Source organism: Variovorax sp. LjRoot290, assembly GCF_964253985.1.
Lineage (GTDB): Bacteria > Pseudomonadota > Gammaproteobacteria > Burkholderiales > Burkholderiaceae_C > Variovorax.
The window spans coordinates 1335504-1352307 of the sequence record NZ_CAXURW020000001.1 but is presented as its reverse complement, the minus strand read 5'-3'; the positions used below and the strand labels follow the sequence as shown (position 1 = coordinate 1352307).

22 protein-coding genes and 1 pseudogene are annotated in these 16804 nt (G+C 66.6%); 18 read left to right on the top strand and 5 right to left on the bottom strand.

Going from position 1 to position 16804, the window contains the following annotated elements:
• Position 1 precedes the first annotated feature (1 nt).
• Genes ACSQ9A_RS06850 through ACSQ9A_RS06800 form a run of 11 tightly spaced genes read left to right on the top strand, consistent with a single transcriptional unit; the run spans position 2 to position 4331 of the window.
• Entirely contained in the window at positions 2-415 is a 414-nt protein-coding gene (locus tag ACSQ9A_RS06850) for a DUF3574 domain-containing protein (RefSeq protein WP_436303111.1), read from the top strand.
• Positions 416-443: 28 nt separating this feature from the next.
• Positions 444-743, top strand: coding sequence for a DUF2277 domain-containing protein (locus ACSQ9A_RS06845; RefSeq protein ID WP_436303110.1), 300 nt, complete (start codon positions 444-446; stop codon positions 741-743).
• A complete protein-coding gene (locus ACSQ9A_RS06840) occupies positions 740-1378 on the top strand; it encodes a DJ-1/PfpI family protein (RefSeq protein WP_436303109.1) in 639 nt (212 codons plus the stop codon). The genes ACSQ9A_RS06845 and ACSQ9A_RS06840 overlap by 4 nt, the downstream gene beginning before the upstream one ends.
• Positions 1375-1794 carry a PaaI family thioesterase gene (locus ACSQ9A_RS06835; RefSeq protein ID WP_436303108.1) on the top strand — a complete coding sequence of 140 codons (420 nt, stop codon included), beginning with the start codon at positions 1375-1377 and terminating at the stop codon, positions 1792-1794. The genes ACSQ9A_RS06840 and ACSQ9A_RS06835 overlap by 4 nt, the downstream gene beginning before the upstream one ends.
• Positions 1795-1806: 12 nt before the next feature.
• Entirely contained in the window at positions 1807-2256 is a 450-nt protein-coding gene (locus ACSQ9A_RS06830; RefSeq protein ID WP_093106772.1) for a GNAT family N-acetyltransferase, read from the top strand.
• Positions 2256-2522: a hypothetical protein gene (locus ACSQ9A_RS06825; RefSeq protein ID WP_436303107.1), complete on the top strand. Its 267-nt coding sequence runs from the start codon at positions 2256-2258 to the stop codon at positions 2520-2522. The genes ACSQ9A_RS06830 and ACSQ9A_RS06825 overlap by 1 nt, the downstream gene beginning before the upstream one ends.
• 7 nt (positions 2523-2529) lie before the next feature.
• Complete coding sequence (locus tag ACSQ9A_RS06820) at positions 2530-2988, top strand: hypothetical protein (RefSeq protein WP_436303105.1); 459 nt, start codon at positions 2530-2532, stop codon at positions 2986-2988.
• A 24-nt stretch (positions 2989-3012) separates the two neighbouring features.
• The gene (locus tag ACSQ9A_RS06815) at positions 3013-3312 is read left to right on the top strand and encodes an antibiotic biosynthesis monooxygenase family protein (protein ID WP_093106780.1); all 300 of its coding nucleotides are present in this window, start codon (positions 3013-3015) and stop codon (positions 3310-3312) included.
• A 10-nt stretch (positions 3313-3322) separates the two neighbouring features.
• On the top strand, positions 3323-3592 hold the full coding sequence (locus tag ACSQ9A_RS06810) for a hypothetical protein (RefSeq protein ID WP_436303104.1): 270 nt from the start codon (positions 3323-3325) through the stop codon (positions 3590-3592).
• 23 nt (positions 3593-3615) lie between these two features.
• On the top strand, positions 3616-4029 hold the full coding sequence (locus ACSQ9A_RS06805) for a GFA family protein (RefSeq protein ID WP_436303103.1): 414 nt from the start codon (positions 3616-3618) through the stop codon (positions 4027-4029).
• Positions 4030-4061: 32 nt separating this feature from the next.
• Positions 4062-4331 (top strand): hypothetical protein, encoded by a 270-nt coding sequence (locus ACSQ9A_RS06800; RefSeq protein ID WP_093106785.1) that lies wholly within the window; start codon positions 4062-4064, stop codon positions 4329-4331.
• A gap of 11 nt (positions 4332-4342) precedes the next feature.
• Here the strand turns inward: ACSQ9A_RS06800 and ACSQ9A_RS06795 are convergent, their stop codons facing one another.
• Positions 4343-4567 carry a hypothetical protein gene (locus tag ACSQ9A_RS06795; protein WP_436292566.1) on the bottom strand — a complete coding sequence of 75 codons (225 nt, stop codon included), beginning with the start codon at positions 4565-4567 and terminating at the stop codon, positions 4343-4345.
• Positions 4568-4812: 245 nt separating this feature from the next.
• On the opposite strand from ACSQ9A_RS06795, the gene ACSQ9A_RS06790 reads away from it, so the two are divergent.
• From ACSQ9A_RS06790 to ACSQ9A_RS06780, 3 genes are all read left to right on the top strand, one after another.
• Entirely contained in the window at positions 4813-5718 is a 906-nt protein-coding gene (locus tag ACSQ9A_RS06790; protein WP_436303102.1) for a polysaccharide deacetylase family protein, read from the top strand.
• Positions 5719-5753: 35 nt separating this feature from the next.
• Complete coding sequence (gene pbpC / locus ACSQ9A_RS06785) at positions 5754-7937, top strand: penicillin-binding protein 1C (RefSeq protein WP_436303101.1); 2184 nt, start codon at positions 5754-5756, stop codon at positions 7935-7937.
• Positions 7938-8011: 74 nt separating this feature from the next.
• Positions 8012-8845 (top strand): MurR/RpiR family transcriptional regulator, encoded by an 834-nt coding sequence (locus ACSQ9A_RS06780; protein WP_436306269.1) that lies wholly within the window; start codon positions 8012-8014, stop codon positions 8843-8845.
• Here ACSQ9A_RS06780 and ACSQ9A_RS06775 read toward each other — a convergent pair.
• Positions 8777-9637 (bottom strand): HAD-IIA family hydrolase, encoded by an 861-nt coding sequence (locus ACSQ9A_RS06775; protein ID WP_436303100.1) that lies wholly within the window; start codon positions 9635-9637, stop codon positions 8777-8779. The genes ACSQ9A_RS06780 and ACSQ9A_RS06775 overlap by 69 nt on opposite strands.
• 171 nt (positions 9638-9808) lie before the next feature.
• Here ACSQ9A_RS06775 and ACSQ9A_RS06770 point away from each other — a divergent pair, with 171 nt between their 5' ends.
• From ACSQ9A_RS06770 to ACSQ9A_RS06755, 4 genes and pseudogenes are all read left to right on the top strand, one after another.
• The gene (locus ACSQ9A_RS06770) at positions 9809-10009 is read left to right on the top strand and encodes a hypothetical protein (RefSeq protein WP_436303099.1); all 201 of its coding nucleotides are present in this window, start codon (positions 9809-9811) and stop codon (positions 10007-10009) included.
• A gap of 47 nt (positions 10010-10056) precedes the next feature.
• Positions 10057-12213: a phosphocholine-specific phospholipase C gene (locus ACSQ9A_RS06765; protein ID WP_436306268.1), complete on the top strand. Its 2157-nt coding sequence runs from the start codon at positions 10057-10059 to the stop codon at positions 12211-12213.
• A 130-nt stretch (positions 12214-12343) separates the two neighbouring features.
• Positions 12344-12409: pseudogene (locus ACSQ9A_RS06760) on the top strand (hypothetical protein); the annotation flags it as partial.
• Positions 12410-12657: 248 nt separating this feature from the next.
• On the top strand, positions 12658-14592 hold the full coding sequence (locus tag ACSQ9A_RS06755) for a hybrid sensor histidine kinase/response regulator (RefSeq protein ID WP_436303098.1): 1935 nt from the start codon (positions 12658-12660) through the stop codon (positions 14590-14592).
• A gap of 24 nt (positions 14593-14616) precedes the next feature.
• On the opposite strand, the gene cynS is transcribed toward ACSQ9A_RS06755, so the two are convergent.
• The 3 genes from cynS to ntrB are packed head-to-tail and all read right to left on the bottom strand — an operon-like array spanning position 14617 to position 16800.
• Complete coding sequence (cynS, locus tag ACSQ9A_RS06750) at positions 14617-15060, bottom strand: cyanase (protein ID WP_436303096.1); 444 nt, start codon at positions 15058-15060, stop codon at positions 14617-14619.
• Positions 15061-15092: 32 nt separating this feature from the next.
• Positions 15093-15917: an ABC transporter ATP-binding protein gene (locus ACSQ9A_RS06745; RefSeq protein ID WP_436303095.1), complete on the bottom strand. Its 825-nt coding sequence runs from the start codon at positions 15915-15917 to the stop codon at positions 15093-15095.
• Positions 15918-15939: 22 nt separating this feature from the next.
• Positions 15940-16800 carry a nitrate ABC transporter permease gene (gene ntrB / locus ACSQ9A_RS06740; protein ID WP_436303093.1) on the bottom strand — a complete coding sequence of 287 codons (861 nt, stop codon included), beginning with the start codon at positions 16798-16800 and terminating at the stop codon, positions 15940-15942.
• Between the last annotated feature and the right edge of the window lie 4 nt (positions 16801-16804).

Genomic DNA, 16804 nt, shown 5'->3' with positions numbered 1-16804 from the left:
GATGTCCCTCGACCGCTTCGCGCTTATCACTGTACTGGCGGCCATGCTCACCGCATGTGCGCCGATGCACGGCACCGGCTGCGCAAGCGGAGAGCAGGCGCTCGTCCACGATTCGCTGTTCTTCGGTACCGGCAAACCCCGCGGCGGCGTGGTGACGCCCGCGGAATGGGCCGAGTTCCTGAAAGGCACCGTCACGCCGCGCTTTCCGCAGGGCCTGACCGTGTCGCCCGCGTCAGGGCAGTGGCGCGGCGCCGATGGCGCGATCGTTCAAGAGGCGTCGCAGGTGCTCCAGCTCATTCATCCCGACGACACGGCCAACGAGAGCGCCGTGCAGGAACTCGTCGCGGCGTACAAGGCGCAGTTCCAGCAGGAGGCCGTGCTGCGCGTCAAAGCAATGGCCTGCGTATCCTTCTAGACTTGAAGACCGAACTCATGGAGCGACCATGTGCAGAAACATCAAGACGCTGTTCAACTTCGAACCTCCCGCGACGGAAGATGAAATACGGGCTGCGTCCCTGCAGTTCGTGCGCAAGCTCAGCGGCTTCAACAGCCCGTCCAGGCTCAATCAGGAGGCTTTCGACCGCGCGGTGGAAGACGTCGCGACCGCGGCCCGCGTTCTGATCGAGTCGCTGGTCACCACCGCCGACCCGCGCGACCGCGAGATCGAGGCCGAACGAGCGCGCGCCAGGTCGGCGAACCGATTCGGGGCGCAGCCATACCGGCCCTCGAAGGAAGCTTCATGAACTTCGGCATCCTGGTCTTCGAGCAAGTCGAGGAGCTCGACTTCGTGGGTCCGTGGGAAATGCTCACCATGTGGAGCCGGCATGCCGACGGCCCGCAGAACTGCCTCATCGTGAGCCAATCGCCCGGGCCCGTCACTTGCGCGAAGGGCCTGTCGATCAACCCGCATGTGTCCTTCGCCGATTGCCCCGCGCTGGACTACCTGCTCGTTCCAGGGGGTCAGGGCACGCGCCGGGAAGTCAACAACCCCGTGTTCGTCGACTTCGTCGCCCACCAGGCAAAGAACTGCAGAGCGGTGATGTCGGTCTGCACCGGCGCCTTCGTGCTGCACGCGGCCGGCCTGCTCTCGGGCAGGAAGGCAACGACGCACTGGGGCTCGCTGGAGCGCCTGCGCGCGCTCGGCGATGTCGAGGTGCTTGAGCAGCGCTACGTGCAGGACGGCAAGGTCTGGACGTCGGCGGGCGTTTCCGCCGGTACCGATCTGATGCTCGCCTTCATTGCCAGCGAAGCCGGTGAAGAGGCTGCCGGCAAGGTGCAGTTCGGCGCGGAGTATTACCCCTCTTCCACCAGGTACGGCGGCTACGAGAATCATGCGCAGGCACCGGCCTACATCAAGAACACGAGAGCCGACCCATGACAGCCCAGCCGCTCCCCTCCGTCGAAGCCGTCCAGCAGATCCTGAACCCGCTGTTCCCTGGCCTGATGGGCGTGCGCATCGTCGCGCTCGAAGCGGAGCGCGTGGTGGCCGAGCTCGCCGTGCGGCCCGATCTCTGCACCACCGGCGGCATCCTGCATGGCGGGGCCTACATGGCCTTCGCCGACACGCTCGGTGCGGTCGGTACCTTCATCAACATGCCGCAGGGCAAGCGAACGACGACCACGGACTCCAGCACCAAGTTCATCGGCGGCGCGCGCGCGAACACGACGATCACGGGCGAATGCCTCGCCCTCCACCGCGGGCGGACCACCATGGTGTGGCAGACGACGATCCGCTCCGCCGAAGGCAAGCTGTGCGCCGTTGTCACGCAGACGCAGCTGGTCATGGATGCCTAGCGGCAGAGCTTCATGAAAGGCGCATCCGTCGTCGTGAGATTGCTGGGTCCCGAAGAGGCCGAGGTGCTTGCGAACGTTGCGCCGGACGTGTTCGACTTCGATGTGCAGTCGAAGCTCGCCGAGGAGTTTCTGAACGATCCGCGGCACCATCTGGCGGTCGCGCTGGATGGCGAGCAGGTCGTGGGCATGGCTTCCGGCGTCCACTACATCCACCCCGACCAGCGTGCGCAGCTCTTCATCAACGAGGTCGGCGTCGCGCCCAGCCACCAACGCCGGGGCATCGGCCGCCGGCTGGTCGCGGCATTGCTTTCGCGCGCCAGGGCGCTGGGCTGCACCGAAGCCTGGGTTGCCACGGAGCCGGACAACGAGGCGGCTCGCGGCCTGTACGCGGCGGCGGGCGCCATCGAAGATCCGGAGCCGTTCGTCCTTTACGCTTTTCCGTTGAACCAGAAAGGACCTTGATGCGCACGCTGATCTTCATCGTCGGAGGGTTCGTGCTTCTTGCGGCATGCCTGGGAGCGGCAAAGCTCCTGTCCAACGGCCTCGCGGATGCCATGCGCACGGCGACCATTGCCTTCGTGGCGCTCTGGTTCGTGATCGCCGCGGTCAACATGTGGATCGGGGTGGCGAAGGCCGGCTATTCGGTGGCCGAGGAGCTGCCGATCTTTCTGCTGATCTTCGGCCTGCCGGCGGTCGCCGCCGTGCTCCTCAAGTGGAAAGTCCTTTGAGACTGCCATGAGCCAGGAACTCTCACGACTCGCGGCCGAACTCGGCATCGATGCGCAGCAGCACGAGCCGCTTCGCCTCGCCTTCGGTCTTGCCTGTGTTCGCCGCGTACAGCACCTGCTCGAAGACCCCAGAGCGATCGGCGGCGTCTCGGTTCTGGCGGCCTTTGTCGAAGGCCGGTCGGATCGGGCCGCGCTGCTCCAGGCCGCGCAGGAGACCGCGGCCGTGGCCAACAGCCATCGCGGCTCCAACTCGATCGACGGCTCGGCCCATGCGGCAGTCTCCGCGACCTACGCCGTGGCCAAGGCACTTGCCGGGCAGGCTCTCGAAGCGGCGGGCTATGCTGCCTATGCCTCGGTCTATGCCTATGGCGGCTATGCGGTCAACGACCCGACGGCCTTCGAAGCCGAGCACACTTGGCAGGTTCAAACACTCAGGGAGCTGGCTCACTCGTGCACCTCAGGTTGAGGCGCGCACCATGGAGGTCCACTCATGATTTCGCGTCACTGGCGAGGCTTGGCGAAGCCGGCCCAGGCAGATGCCTATGTCGAGCATCTGCGCATCGAGACCTTTCCGGCGCTGAACACGATGCCCGGATTCATCAGCGCATCGATATTGCGTCGCTCCCAGGCGCTGGGTGTGGAGTTCCTGGTCGTCACCCAGTGGGCATCTCTCGAGGCGATCCACGGTTTCGCGGGCGAGGATGCGGAGACGGCTGTCGTTCCCCGGAAAGTACAGGACATGATGGTGGAGTACGACCGAAGCGCTCGCCACTACGAAGTGGTGTTGTGAAGGAGGCGGCATGGACACCGATCTGGACAACATGTCGCGCGACCAGCTGGTCGCCGAAGTGAAGAAGTTGCGCCATGGCATCCGCGAACATCGCGACAGCACGGGCCACGAGCTGTGCTGGCATCACCCGGCCTTGTGGGCGCTGCTGCCCGAGCGCTCGGATCCGGTCCCTGTCGTGCCCGACTGGCCACAGTTCCTCCGGGGCTGCCTGCGCTACCGCGAATCGCTGGACAAACAGCTTCCGCAAGCGCCCCGTAGCAGCGAACCCTGCCGAGACTGACATCTGCAAGAAAAGGAGACTTCGTGCCAAACCCCTCTGTTCTCGAAGGCGGCTGCCAATGCGGCTCGGTTCGCTACCGCATCACGGGCGATCCGGTGATGGCGGCGCTGTGCCATTGCTCGATGTGCCGGCGCGCGAACGCGGCGCCGGCCGTGGCCTGGGCGATGTACCAGGAATCGCAGGTGGTTTTTCCCGACAACGGGCCGGCCCTCTACGAGTCCTCGCCGGGTGCGCGCCGCGGTTTCTGCGCGCGCTGCGGCACGCAGATCAGCTTCACCGCGGACTACATTCCGGGGCTCATCGACATCACGATCGGGAGCCTGGACGACCCCGGCCGGGTGCCGCCCACGCTCCACTACTGGGAGTCGAAGCGCCTGCCCTGGGTGCACTTCGCCGACCCCCTGCCCCGCTATCCGGCGTTTCCGCCCACGGAGTAGGCAGTATCCCTGCGTCAAGAAGGAGAGCAATCATGACAGTCCTGGTTACCGCAGAAGTCCAAGGCCAAACCCGGCAGGGTTACGAAGGCATGTTCAGCGCACTCTCCGACGGTCTCAAGCAGGCGCCGGGGTTCGTGCTTCACACAGCGCATCCCATCGAAGGGGGCTGGCGAATCATTGAAGTGTGGCAATCGAAAGCGGAGGCGGATCAGTTCTTCGCGAAGCAAGTCGCCCCTCACCTGCCGCCTGGAATTCACCCCAAGCGTTCAATCCAGGAGCTTCACAGCCTGCTGAGGTCTTGATCGACGATCGATCAATAGCGGTACGGATTCCCCGGCCGGCTGTCGTAGCGATTCGGCACACCGTCTCCATCGCGATCGCGGTCGTAGCGGTTGGGTATGCCGTCGCGGTCCCTGTCGCCGTAGCCCTGTCCCGGCGCGCCGTGATAGCGCGGCGGCGGGCGGCCGCTGTCGTAGGGGACGGCCACGCAGCCGGCCAGGGTGGCGGATGCAACGAGCAGTGCGAGCAGTGTTTTCATTTGGTTCTCCTTGAGTTTCGGTCGATCGGGTAGACCCGACGAAGCCATCATCGGCTGCGCCGGTGTCCGGCCGGTATCCGCCCTTCGCCTTTGCGTGAAGCTGGTTACCGGATGTGCCCATCCAAGATGCTCAGTACGCCGCGCTGCCGCAACCGGCGCGGGCACCTGTTCGCGAGTAGGCCCAGACCGCTTTCATGCATCGGCATGCAACTTGCGGCGCTTCGAAAAGCAACCCGGAGGCATCGATGACCACCCGCTACCCCGGCCCGCTGCCCGCGCACGGCCGCTTCGACTACCTGCCCATCACGCGCCGTGTCGACCATGCGTGGCCGAATGGCGCGCGGCTCGCGGTCTATATCGGCTTCAACCTCGAGCACTTCGCCTTCGGCGAAGGCATGGGGGCCTGCATCGGTCCTGCGGCGCCGCATCCCGACGTGCTCAACTACGCGTGGCGCGAATACGGCAACCGCGTGGGCGCGTGGCGCTGCCTCGAACTCTTCGACAGCCTGGGCCTCGCATCGAGCACGCTGCTGAACACCGCTCTCTATGACCACTGTCCCGAACTCGTGGCGGCCTCGGTCGCGCGCGGCGACGAGCTCATCGGCCACGGTCATACCAATTCCGAGCGCCAGGCCGACATGGATGAAAGCGCCGAAGCCGCCCTGCTCGCGCAGTGCCGCGCACGCATGCGCGAGGAAAGCGGCCGGGCGCCGGTGGGCTGGCTTTCGCCGTGGATTTCGGAAAGCCGACTCACGCCCGACCTGCTGGTCGAAGCCGGCTACGGCTACACGCTCAACTGGTGCCACGACGACCAGCCGGTGCCCATGCGCACGCGCAGCGACCGCACGCTGTGGTCGGTGCCCTACCCGCAGGAGCTCAACGACATCCCGATGATCGTCGCGCGCCAGATGGACGCCAAGGACTTCGCGCAGATGATCATCGACAACGCCGACGAGATGCTCGAACAGTCGCGCCGGCAGCCGCTGGTGATGGGCGTCGCGCTGCACCCCTACATCGTCGGGCAGCCCTACCGGCTGCGGCACCTGCGCCGCGCGCTGTCGCACCTGGCGCGCATGCGCGACCGGGGCGAGGTCTGGTTCACCACGCCGGGCGCGATCTGCACGCACGTGCAGCAGGTGGCCGCCGGCTAGGCCGAGGTGGCTGGCTGTGGCAAGCTAGCGGCCCCATGCCACGCACCCGAGCCGCCCTGCTGGCGCTGACACTGCTTGCCACCCTCGCCGGCGAGGCGCAGGCACTTGCCAGCTTCGACGAAGTGCGGCGCGAGTTCCGCCCCTCGGACACGCGGGTGCTCGACCGCAACGGCGAGCTGCTGCAGCGCGTGCGCACCGACCCGCAGGTGCGCCGCGGCCAGTGGATCGCGCTGGCCGAGGTGTCGCCGGCCCTGCGCACGGCCATGGTGCTGAGCGAGGACAAGCGCTTCTACGCGCACAGCGGCGTCGACTGGCGCGCGGTCTCGGCCGCGGCCTGGGGCAATGCGTGGAACACGCGCACGCGCGGCGCATCGACCATCACGATGCAGCTCGCGGGCCTGCTCGACGACGATCTGCGGCGCGGCAGCGGCGGGCGCAATCTCACGCAGAAGCTCGGGCAGACCGTGGCGGCGCAGCAGTTGGAGCGCAACTGGCGCAAGGACCAGATCCTGGAGGCCTACCTCAACACCGTGCCCTTCCGCGGCGAGATCGTCGGCATCGACGCGCTCTCGCGCACGTTGTTCGGCAAGGCGCCGCACGGGCTCGACGCGCGCGAGGCGGCGATGGCGGCGGCGCTGGTGCGCGCACCCAATGCGAAGCCGGCGCTGGTGGCGCAGCGCGCCTGCGAGGTGTTGCGGGCGATGGAAGCGGGCACCAAGGTGGATTGCGAGGCGCTGGATATGTTTGCGAGCGCGGCTTTGCAGCGCAAGGCATTCGAGGCGAGCGAAGGAATCGCACCGCATCTGGCGCGCCGCGCCCTCACCCCAACCCTCTCCCAGAGGGAGAGGGAGCAAGACGGGATCCGCACGACGCTGCGCGCGCCCTTGCAGCGCTTTGCACTTACCACGCTGCAACGCCACCTGCGCGAGCTGCGCGGCCGCAATGTCGAGGACGGCGCGCTGGTGGTGCTCGACAACGCGAGCGGCGAGGTGCTGGCCTGGGTCGGCTCCTCGGGCGAGCTGAGCCGCGCGGCCGAAGTCGACGGCGTGCTCGCGCAGCGCCAGCCGGGCTCCACGCTCAAGCCGCTGCTCTATGCGCAGGCCATTGCCGAACGGCGGCTCACGGCGGCCTCGCTGCTCGACGACTCCTCGGCGCAGATCAGCACCGCGAGCGGCCTCTACATCCCGCAGAACTACGACCGCCAGTTCAAGGGCCATGTGTCGGTGCGCACCGCGCTGGCGGCCTCGCTCAACGTGCCGGCCGTGCGCACGCTGGTGATGGTGTCGCCGGCCTCCTTTGCGCGCCAGCTGCGCGCGGTGGGCTTGCCGCTGGCGCAGAACGGGGACTACTACGGCTACAGCCTGGCGCTGGGGAGTGCGGAGGTGTCGCTGCTGGGGTTGACGAATGCGTATCGGACGCTGGCGAATGGGGGGAGGGTTGGGGAGACGCGGTTCTTGCTTCAGGCACCACCCTCACCCCGGCCCTCTCCCGCCAGCGGGAGAGGGAGTGACCGGCGCGCGCTCGATGAGCGCGCGTGCTTCATCATCGGCGACATCCTCAGCGATGCCAACGCGCGTGCGCGCACCTTCGGCCTCGACAGCGTGCTCGGCACGCGCTTCTGGAGCGCGGTGAAGACCGGCACCAGCAAGGACATGCGCGACAACTGGGCCATCGGCTGGTCCGAGCGCTACACGGTCGGCGTGTGGGTCGGCAATGCGAGCGGCGCGCCGATGTGGGATGTGAGCGGCACCAGCGGCGCGGCGCCCGTGTGGGCCGAGCTGATGGGCTTTCTGCATCGCAACGAAGCCAGCCGCGCGCCCGCGCCGCCGCCCGGCCTGGTGCGCTCGCGCGTGCGCTTCGGCGACGAGCTCGAAGCAGCGCGCGACGAATGGTTCATCGCGGGCACCGAGCAGCCGCTGTTCGCCATCCCTGGCGCCGCGGCCGAGTCGGCGCCGCGCATCACCGCGCCTTCGGACGGCACCATCATCGCGCTCGACCCCGACATCCCGCCGCGTCACCAGCGCGTGCGCTTCGAAGCCGAGGGCCGTGGCCTGCAGTGGCGCATCGACGGCAAGCTCTTCGCGCGCGGCAGCAGCGCACAGTGGCTGCCCTGGCCGGGCCGGCACGTGGTGGAGTTGCTCGATGCGCGCGGCCAGGTGCTCGACCAGGTCAAGCTCGAAGTGCGCGGCGCCGGCGTGAAGCGGCTGGCGGCCAAGTAAGCTCGGCGCCCATGAAGCAGCAGTCCCCCCGAAAGCCGGCCAAGGCCGCGGCCCCGAACGGCCAGATCTCGGCCGTGCTGGCACGCATCGAGACGCTCTGGCCCTCGCTCGGGCCGGTCGGGCAGCGCATCGCCGACTTCATCGTCAAGAACCCGCAGGAAGTGGTCCACATGTCGGTCAGCGAGGTGGCCGAGCGCACCGGCTCCAGCGAGGGCAGCATCGTGGGCTTCTGCAAGAACCTCGGGGCCACCGGCTTCCAGCAGATCAAGATCGCGCTGGCGCAGGAGATCGTGCGGCCGGTACAGTTCATCCACGAAGACCTGGAGCCCAGCGACAAGGTCGACACCACCATCCGCAAGATCTTCCAGAGCAACGTGCAGACCCTGCACGACACCCAGGCCGCACTGGACGTCAAGTCGATGGAGAAGGCGGTCAAGCTGATCAAGAAGGCCAGGCGCATCGAGATCTACGGCATCGGCAGCGCGGCCACTATCGCCGAAGACGCGCACTACCGGATGCTGCGCATCGGCCTCGACGTCAAGGTGGTGGTCGACTCGCACGTGCAGGCCATCAGCGCCTCGCTCACCGGGCCCGAGGTCGCGGTGGTCACGATCTCGCATTCGGGCAGCACGCACGAGACGGTGACGGCCACGCGCCTGGCCAAGGAGGCCGGCGCCTCCACCATCTGCATCACCAACTTCGGCAAGTCGCCGATCCAGGCCTTCTGCGACGTGCTGCTCTTCACCATGGCGCGCGAGACCAGCTTTCGCACCGAGGCCATGACCAGCCGGTTGGCGCAGCTGGCGATCATCGACGCGCTGATCGCCTGCCTCGCGCTCTCAGACTACGACCGCTCGGTGAAGACCTTGCGCCAGACCTTCGACGTGCTTTCGCTCAAGCGCTACTGAGGCTGCCCGCGCGCGCAGCAGCGCGGCCAGCGTGGGTGCATCGGCGCCGGGCGCGGCGCCGACCAGCAGGCAGTCCAAGCCCAGCCGCGCGGCTCCGAGCGCATCGGTAGCCGGGTTGTCGCCGATCACGAGCGTCGTGGCCGGCGCCGCACCGAGCCGGCGCAGGCCCTCCTCGAACAGCAGCGGACCGGGCTTGCCGATCACGCGCCAGGGCTGCACGCCGCTGGCCGCGACCACGGCAGCCAGCAGCGCGCCGGTCTCGGGCACCAGGCTGCCGCCGGGCCCGGGATGGTTGTCGTCGCCGTTGGTCACCACCAGCCGCGCACCGCGGTGCAGCTGGTTGGCGACGAGGTCGAGGCGCGCGCTGTTGAAGTGCGGATCGAGGCCGAGCAGCACGAACTCGGCATCGGTCCTGACGAGCATGCATCCGCTTGAGAGTGCATGACGCTGCAGCGCGGCGCTCGCCATCGGAAGAATGCGCGCGTGCGGATGCTCCCTGTTCATGAACGCGACCGTCTCTTCGCCGGCCAGCACGATACGCTTGGGCGCGACCTTGAGCCCCATGCGCGCGAGCCGGCGCGCGACGCCACCGGCCGTGTGGGTGGAGTTGTTGGAGACGATGACGTAACGGTCGCGGAACTGCGCCAGCAGCTCCGCAGCACCGGGGACCGGCTCGTCTTCGCGGATCAGCGTGCCGTCGAGGTCGGCGATGAGGTGGCGGGCCTGCGCGAGGCGCTCGGCTGCGGTCTCGATGTGCGTGTGGTTGCCACTGCTCGTGCTTTCAAAGCTCATGTTCTCGGGTTTCCAGGCGTACCGGCCATGCGGTGCACGGCTTGCGGATTGTATTGAATGGAGCTCAGTAACTTATCAAAAGTTCATTGAGCTAAATTCATTTTCCTGTCACGTCCGCTTCCTAAGCTCCTCGAGGACAAGCCACCTCAATACACAGCAAGGAATCCCGCAATGAAACCTGTCTTCTTCACCCGCGGCCTCTGCACCGCCGCTCTTCTGCTCAGCCTCGCCGCGTGCGGCGGCGGTGGCTCCGGCTCCGATGGCGGCGCTTTGGGCGCGACGGCGGCAAGCAAACCGGCACCGACCACGGAGAAGTCCGATGACTCGACGGCGGACAACGTCCCCTCGCCATCCCTGAGCTGGGCGCCTTGACCCATCCCCCTCCTCGTCCTTCACATCTTCGAGTTGCAACCATGACCATGAACAATCCCCAACGACGCGACTTCCTTCGCAAGACGGCCGGCACCCTGGGTGCCGCGTCCGCCCTCACCATGCTGCCGCCCTCCATCCGCCGCGCACTGGCGGTCGAAGCGGCCGTCGAGACCCGCACCATCCAGGACGTCAAGCACATCGTCATCCTGATGCAGGAGAACCGCTCCTTCAGCCACTACTTCGGCACGATGCGCGGCGTGCGCGGCTTCGGCGACCGCTTCCCGATCCCGCTGGAAAGCGGCAAGCCGGTCTGGTTCCAGTCCAACGGCACCAAGGAGATCCCGCCCTACCACCTCGACAAGGAAAAGACCAACGCGCTCCTGGTGCCCAGCACGCCGCACAGCTTCTCGGATTCGCAGGCGGCCTGGAACCAGGGCAAGTTCGGCCAGTGGCCGAAGTACAAGAACCAGTACTCGATGGGCTACTACAAGCGCGAGGACATTCCCTTCCAGTTCGCGCTGGCCGAGGCCTTCACCATCTGCGACGCCTATCACTGCTCCATCACCACCGGCACCGACCCCAACCGCATCGTCTTCTGGTCGGGCTCGAACTTCAACCCCGAGCTCGGCCGCCGCGGCATCAACAGCACCGACACCGACGCGGAACCCAACAACCTGCGCTGCTGGATCAAGGGCACCATGCCGACCCCCGGCTACACCTACGCCGGTTCCTCCTTCCAGTGGCCGACGCTGCCCGACCTGCTGGAAAAGGCCGGCATCAGCTGGCGCATCTACCAGGACCCGAACGACAACTGGACCGGCGCCATGCACGGCGGCCTCGCGTTCGAGAGCTTCCGCAACGCGACGGCCACCTCCGGCTCGCCGCTTTACGAGAAGGGCATGAAGAAGTGGACCCTGGCCGATCTGCGCAACGACGTGATCAACGGCACGCTGCCCGCGGTGTCGTGGGTGCTGCCGGCCGCCTGGCAGTCGGAGCATCCGGGCGCGGGCTCCAGCCCCGCCAAGGCCGGCGACTTCACCTCGCAGGTGCTGGACGCCATCACCGCCAGCACCGAAAGCTGGAGCAAGACCGTGTTCTTCCTGACCTTCGACGAAAACGACGGCCTGTTCGATCACCTGCCGCCGCCCGCCGTGCCCTCGTACAACGCCGACGGCACGCTCGCGGGCAAGTCGACGGTGCCGCTGGACGGCGAGTATTTCTCCGACCCGGCGCGCCGCTACCTCAAGCCCGAAGACACCATCAGCGGCAACGTGCGGCCCTGGGGATTGAGCGCGCGCGTGCCCATGTACGTGGTCTCGCCATGGAGCAAGGGCGGCTGGGTCGACTCGCAGGTCTTCGACCACACCTCGGTGGGCATGTTCCTCGAGAAGCGCTTCGGCATCACAGTCGACAGCATCAGCCCCTGGCACCGTGCGGTGTGCGGCGACCTGAGCTCCGCCTTCGACTTCAAGACGCCCAACGATCCGAAGTGGCCCCAGCTGCCCGACATGAGCAACTACGCCGCGATCGAAGCCGGGCAGAAGCTGCTGCCTGCACCGGTGGCGCCGGCCATGCCGCAGCCGCTGTTCCAGGAAACGGGCACGCGCTTTTCGCGCGCCCTGCCCTACGAGCTGCACACCAGCGCGCGGGTCGAGCCGCGCGGCATGCTGTCGCTGGTGTTCGCCAACAGCGGCAAGCAAGGCGCCGTCTTCCACGTCTACGACAAGCTGCACCTGGACCGCATTCCGCGCCGCTACACCGTGGAGGCCGGCAAGACGCTGACCGACACCTGGAACACGGGCCTCTCCGACAGCGGCAAGTACGAGCTCTGGGTCTATGGCCCCAACGGCTATGTGCGCAGCTTCAAGGGCGACGCGCTGTTCCACGACACCGCGGCATTCAAGCCCGAAGTCCAGATAGGCTATCAGGCCCACAGCGGCCATCTCTATCTGAGGGTGCACAACAGCGGCAAGGAAGCCGGCCGCGTGACGGTCACACCCAACGCCTACCTCAGCGAAGGCCCCTGGACGATGAAGGTTGGGGTCGGCACGACCGAAACGCAGCACTGGAACCTTCAGAAGAGCGGCGACTGGTACGACTTCACGGTCACGTCGGACAACTTCGAACGCCGCTTCGCCGGCCGTGTCGAAACCGGCAAGCCGGGCGTGAGCGATCCGGCCATGGCGCTGCACCTGAAGAGCTGAAGCCAGGGCGCCCCGGGCCATTGCCGCTTGTCGGACAATCCGGCGCTTGAGTTGGCTCAAGCGCCGGGGACATCGGCCCGACGGCTACACGCTGCTGCTCGGCGACAGCTCGACGCTGATCGCGCAGTACATGCAGGCCAAGCTCACGTTCGATCCGATCAAGAGCTTCGTGCCGGTGGCCGGCCTCTTCAAGTCGCCGCTCCTGATCGTGGCGGCCAACGACTTCCCGGCCAGGACGCCGCGCGAGCTGGTGGCGAGGACCTTCGCGTCCTCGCGCAGAAGCGCGTGCCGCGCATGTTCTACATACCGATGTCGAGAAGATCGACGCCGGTGTGGTGCGGGTGTAGGCCTCCTACGCCGGCTTGGGACATTTGCGCACCCTGGCGTCGGACGATCCATACGAAAGTCGCGCCGACACGACTTTCTCCCGCCGAAAACGGCCATATGCCTGCCTTGTCGCCTTCAATCGAGACCAGAACAATGGCTGACGTCAGCAGACCCCTCGACCTGGGCGTCGTCACGGACGCTGACTACCGCCTCATGGTGGATACGATCGCGGACTACGCGATCTTCTTTCTCGACCCCGGCGGCATCGTTCTCAGCTGGAACACCGGGGCGAAAAAGCTCAAGGGCTACCAGGCCGAAGAGGTGATCGGGCGCCATTTCTCGCTGTTCTATCCCCCGGAGCTGCTGGAGAAGGAGTGGCCCCAGCACGAGCTCAAGGTCGCGGCCGAGGTGGGGGCGTTCGAGGACGAGGGCTGGCGGCTTCGCAAGGACGGGACGCGCTTCTGGGCCAGCATCGTCATCACCCGGCTGACCGGACCGGACGGGTCGCTGCGCGGTTTTTCGAAGATCACCCGGGATCTGACGGAACGCCAAAGACAGCAAGACCTGCTTCGCACCAGTGAAGAGCGCTTCCGGCTGATGGTGGACGGCGTCAAGGACTACGCGATCTTCATGCTCGATCCAGGCGGCTACGTCGTCAGCTGGAACACCGGGGCGAAGGCCAACAAGGGATACGAAGCCGGGGAAATCATCGGCCGGCATTTCTCGGTCTTCTATCCGCCCGAGGTGGCCGCGACGGGCTTCCCCGACAAGGAGCTCGAAATAGCGCGCGAGGTCGGACGATACGAGGACGAGGGTTGGCGCGTGAGAAAGGACGGCAGCCGGTTCTGGGCCAGCGTCGTGATCACCGCGCTCTTCGACGCGACCGGTCGCCACCGGGGATTCGCCAAGGTCACGCGCGACTTGACCGAGCGCCGGCGTGCGTCCATTCTCGAGGACGAAGGACGGCGGATCACGACCTTCCTGGCGATGCTGGGGCATGAACTGCGCAACCCGCTCGCACCGATCGCCAACGCGCTGGCGATCGTCGAACATCCGAACGCGGAGGGCGGGACGCTGAAGAGAATGTCCGGCATCATCTCGCGTCAACTCAAGCAGATCACGCGGCTCGTCGACGACCTGCTCGATGTCGGCCGGATCACGAGTGGCAAGATTCACCTCGAAGCCAAGCCGGTGAAGCTCTCCGAGGTGATCGCGGAAGCCGTCGAGACCGTGAAGCCGATGGCCGACACCAAACGGCATACGCTTGCGCTCGACACGCCCGCCAAGGACCTATGGATCAGCGGCGACCGTGCCCGCATGATCCAGGTGGTCTGCAATCTGCTGAACAACGCCGTCAAGTTCACGCCGGGCGGCGGGCACATCAAGGTCCGCCTGCAAGCGGCGGGCAGCGATGCGGAGATCAGCGTGAGCGACGACGGGCCCGGCATTCCGCCCCAGCATCTGCCTCGAATCTTCATGATGTTCGCCCAGGGCGATCAGGACGTTTCCCGCTCGCAGGGAGGGCTGGGCCTGGGGCTCACGCTCGTGCAGCAACTGGTGACGCTCCATGGCGGCGAGATCAGCGCTTTCAGCAAGGGCGTGCCGGGCCAGGGAAGCGAATTCGTCATCCATCTGCCGACCATCGCGGTGCCTCTGGAGATGCGCAGGGCCGATGGGCCGGAAGCCGGCAAGCGGGTTCTCATCGTCGACGACAACATGGATGCGGCGGAGACGATGTCCGTCCTGGTCGACAACCTGGGCTACGTCACCAGCACCGCCTTCGACGGGTATGCGGCGCTGGAGGCGATCAAGAACGAGCAACCCGACCTGGTGCTGATGGACATCGGCTTGCCGGGCCTCAGCGGCGTGGAGGTGGCCCAAAGGGTTCGCCGCGAGGTCGCCAATCCTCCGGCCTTGATCGCGGTCACCGGGTATGGACAAGCGTCGGACCGGGATACCAGTTTCGACGCCGGCTTCTATGCCCACCTCACCAAACCCATAGACGTTCGGCAACTGGAAAGTCTGCTCGGACGCCTGCTCGACAAGCCCTGACGCCTTGCGCCTCGACGCCGATCGTCAGTAGGTCTTGTACGGCAGGAACTTCCCCGACAACACCACATTCACCCGATCCCCCTTCGGATCGGCCTGACGCTGGATGTCCATGCTGAAGTCGATCGCGCTCATGATGCCGTCGCCGAACTCTTCGTGGATCAGTTCCTTGATCGTGCTGCCGTACACGCTCACGACTTCGTACCAGCGGTAGATCAGCGGATCGGTGGGCACCGGCGTCGGCAGCGAGCCCTTGTAGGGCACCACCTGCAGCCACTTCTGCTCCTCGGGCGTGAGGCCGAAGATCTTGCCGACGATCTTGGCCTGCTTGTCGTCGAGCGTCATCTGGCCCAGGCAGGCGGCCGTCGTCCACTCCTTCGAGAGGCCGACCTTCTTGGCCACGTCGGCCCACTGGATGCCTTTGGCCACCTTGACGGTGATGATCTTTTCGGTGATGTCGTTGCGGTTCATGCGGATGCTCCTGATTGAAATGGGTAAAGGGCTCACGAGGCCTTGGCCCGCGTGACGAGAAAGTCGACGATGTGGTTGCGCAGCGCGTAGTAGCCGTCAAGGTGATGCAGCCCCGCGCGCGTGCGCTCGCGCGGCAGCGGGTTGACCACGGTCTCGGCGATGTTGCCGGGTCTATAGCCGCCGGCCGTTTCCGTGCCGTTGCTCATCAGCAGGATGCGGTCGGCGAGAAGAATGGCCTCGTCGACGTCGTGCGTGATCATGAAGACGGTCTGCTGCGTCTGCCGCACGATGCTCATCAGTTCGTCCTGGATCGTGCCGCGCGTCAACGCGTCGAGCGCGCCGAAGGGTTCGTCGAGCAGCAGCATCTTGGGCTGGATCGAGAAGGCGCGTGCGATGCCCACGCGCTGCTTCATGCCGCCCGAGAGCTGCGAGGGTTTCTTGTCGATCGCGCCGTCGAGGCCGACCAGCGCGACGAACTTGCGCACCTGCTCGTCGACCTGCGCGGCCGACCAGTCGGGCCAGCGCGACTGCACTGCGAAGGCGATGTTCTTGCGCACCGTGAGCCAGGGCATCAGCGCATGGCTCTGGAACACCACGCCGCGCTCCAGGCTCGGCCCGGCCACCTCGCGGCCGTCCATGAACACGTGGCCGCCCGACGCAGTGTCGAGGCCCGCGAGCACGTTGAGGACGGTGGTCTTGCCGCAGCCCGAGTGGCCGATGATGCAGACGAACTCGCCGCGGTCGAGCGTGAAGGACACGTCGGCGAACACCGGCTTGCCGGGCACGAAGGACTTCGAAAGCGATTCGATGCGCAGAAAGCCGGCGCCGGGGCGAGCCGCAGCAGCGTTGGTTGTCATGGCGAGGGCCTGGAAAGAGCGATCACTCCACATAAGTGACTTTCTTCTGCAGGCCGGCGAACGCCAGGTCCAGCAGCATGCCGACGACACCGATCACCAGGATCGCGAAGATCACGTTGGTGAGCGAGAGGTTGTTCCACTCGTTCCACACGAAGTAGCCGATGCCGGTGCCGCCGACCAGCATCTCGGCCGCCACGATCACCAGCCAGGCGATGCCCATGCTGATGCGCATGCCGGTGAGGATGGTCGGCGCAGCCGCGGGCAGGATCACGCGGAAGGCGCGGCGCAGCGGCTTCACTTCCAGCGTGCTCGCGACGTTGATCCACTCGCGCTTGACCGAGGCCACGCCGAAGGCGGTGTTGAGCAGCATCGGCCAGACCGAGCAGATGAAGATCACGAAGATGCCGCTCACCGACGAGTCCTTGATGGTGTAGAGCGCGAGCGGCATCCATGCGAGCGGCGAGATCGGCTTCAGCACCTGGATGAAGGGATCGAAGGCCTTCTGCAGCAAGGGCGACATGCCGATCACGAAGCCCAGCGGCACCGCGACCAGGCAAGCCAGCAGAAAGCCCAGCCCCACGCGGCCCAGCGACCAGGCGAGCTGGATCGCGATGCCCTTGTCGTTGGGGCCGTTGTCGTAGAAGGGATTCGACAGGTGCTTCCACGCGGTGGCACCCATCTCGCCCGGCGTCGGGAAGCCCGCCGACTTCACCTGGCCCGGATCCTTGCCGAGCATCTTCTGGTACTCGATCTGCTCGGCCGACATGCCGGCCTGCGAGGCAGCGCCGCCTGCGGACATCGTCGCCACCTGCCATACCGCGAGGAACACGGCGAAGAGCAAGACCGAGAGCAGCGCCGCCTTGAGGTTCATGACCTTGTGCATGGCG

What these genes read in the sequence shown, in the direction of transcription:
- ACSQ9A_RS06850 (WP_436303111.1), top strand. Translation starts at nt 2, where the DNA reads ATGTCCCTCGACCGCTTCGCGCTTATCACTGTACTGGCGGCCATGCTC.
- ACSQ9A_RS06745 (WP_436303095.1), bottom strand. Translation starts at nt 15,917, where the DNA reads ATGACAACCAACGCTGCTGCGGCTCGCCCCGGCGCCGGCTTTCTGCGC.
- ACSQ9A_RS06770 (WP_436303099.1), top strand. Translation starts at nt 9,809, where the DNA reads ATGAAACCTGTCTTCTTCACCCGCGGCCTCTGCACCGCCGCTCTTCTG.
- ACSQ9A_RS06800 (WP_093106785.1), top strand. Translation starts at nt 4,062, where the DNA reads ATGACAGTCCTGGTTACCGCAGAAGTCCAAGGCCAAACCCGGCAGGGT.
- ACSQ9A_RS06775 (WP_436303100.1), bottom strand. Translation starts at nt 9,637, where the DNA reads ATGAGCTTTGAAAGCACGAGCAGTGGCAACCACACGCACATCGAGACC.
- ACSQ9A_RS06765 (WP_436306268.1), top strand. Translation starts at nt 10,057, where the DNA reads ATGAACAATCCCCAACGACGCGACTTCCTTCGCAAGACGGCCGGCACC.
- ACSQ9A_RS06835 (WP_436303108.1), top strand. Translation starts at nt 1,375, where the DNA reads ATGACAGCCCAGCCGCTCCCCTCCGTCGAAGCCGTCCAGCAGATCCTG.
- ACSQ9A_RS06795 (WP_436292566.1), bottom strand. Translation starts at nt 4,567, where the DNA reads ATGAAAACACTGCTCGCACTGCTCGTTGCATCCGCCACCCTGGCCGGC.
- ACSQ9A_RS06845 (WP_436303110.1), top strand. Translation starts at nt 444, where the DNA reads ATGTGCAGAAACATCAAGACGCTGTTCAACTTCGAACCTCCCGCGACG.
- ACSQ9A_RS06755 (WP_436303098.1), top strand. Translation starts at nt 12,658, where the DNA reads ATGCCTGCCTTGTCGCCTTCAATCGAGACCAGAACAATGGCTGACGTC.
- ACSQ9A_RS06815 (WP_093106780.1), top strand. Translation starts at nt 3,013, where the DNA reads ATGATTTCGCGTCACTGGCGAGGCTTGGCGAAGCCGGCCCAGGCAGAT.
- ACSQ9A_RS06840 (WP_436303109.1), top strand. Translation starts at nt 740, where the DNA reads ATGAACTTCGGCATCCTGGTCTTCGAGCAAGTCGAGGAGCTCGACTTC.
- ACSQ9A_RS06825 (WP_436303107.1), top strand. Translation starts at nt 2,256, where the DNA reads ATGCGCACGCTGATCTTCATCGTCGGAGGGTTCGTGCTTCTTGCGGCA.
- cynS (WP_436303096.1), bottom strand. Translation starts at nt 15,060, where the DNA reads ATGAACCGCAACGACATCACCGAAAAGATCATCACCGTCAAGGTGGCC.
- ntrB (WP_436303093.1), bottom strand. Translation starts at nt 16,800, where the DNA reads ATGCACAAGGTCATGAACCTCAAGGCGGCGCTGCTCTCGGTCTTGCTC.
- ACSQ9A_RS06820 (WP_436303105.1), top strand. Translation starts at nt 2,530, where the DNA reads ATGAGCCAGGAACTCTCACGACTCGCGGCCGAACTCGGCATCGATGCG.
- pbpC (WP_436303101.1), top strand. Translation starts at nt 5,754, where the DNA reads ATGCCACGCACCCGAGCCGCCCTGCTGGCGCTGACACTGCTTGCCACC.
- ACSQ9A_RS06810 (WP_436303104.1), top strand. Translation starts at nt 3,323, where the DNA reads ATGGACACCGATCTGGACAACATGTCGCGCGACCAGCTGGTCGCCGAA.
- ACSQ9A_RS06790 (WP_436303102.1), top strand. Translation starts at nt 4,813, where the DNA reads ATGACCACCCGCTACCCCGGCCCGCTGCCCGCGCACGGCCGCTTCGAC.
- ACSQ9A_RS06830 (WP_093106772.1), top strand. Translation starts at nt 1,807, where the DNA reads ATGAAAGGCGCATCCGTCGTCGTGAGATTGCTGGGTCCCGAAGAGGCC.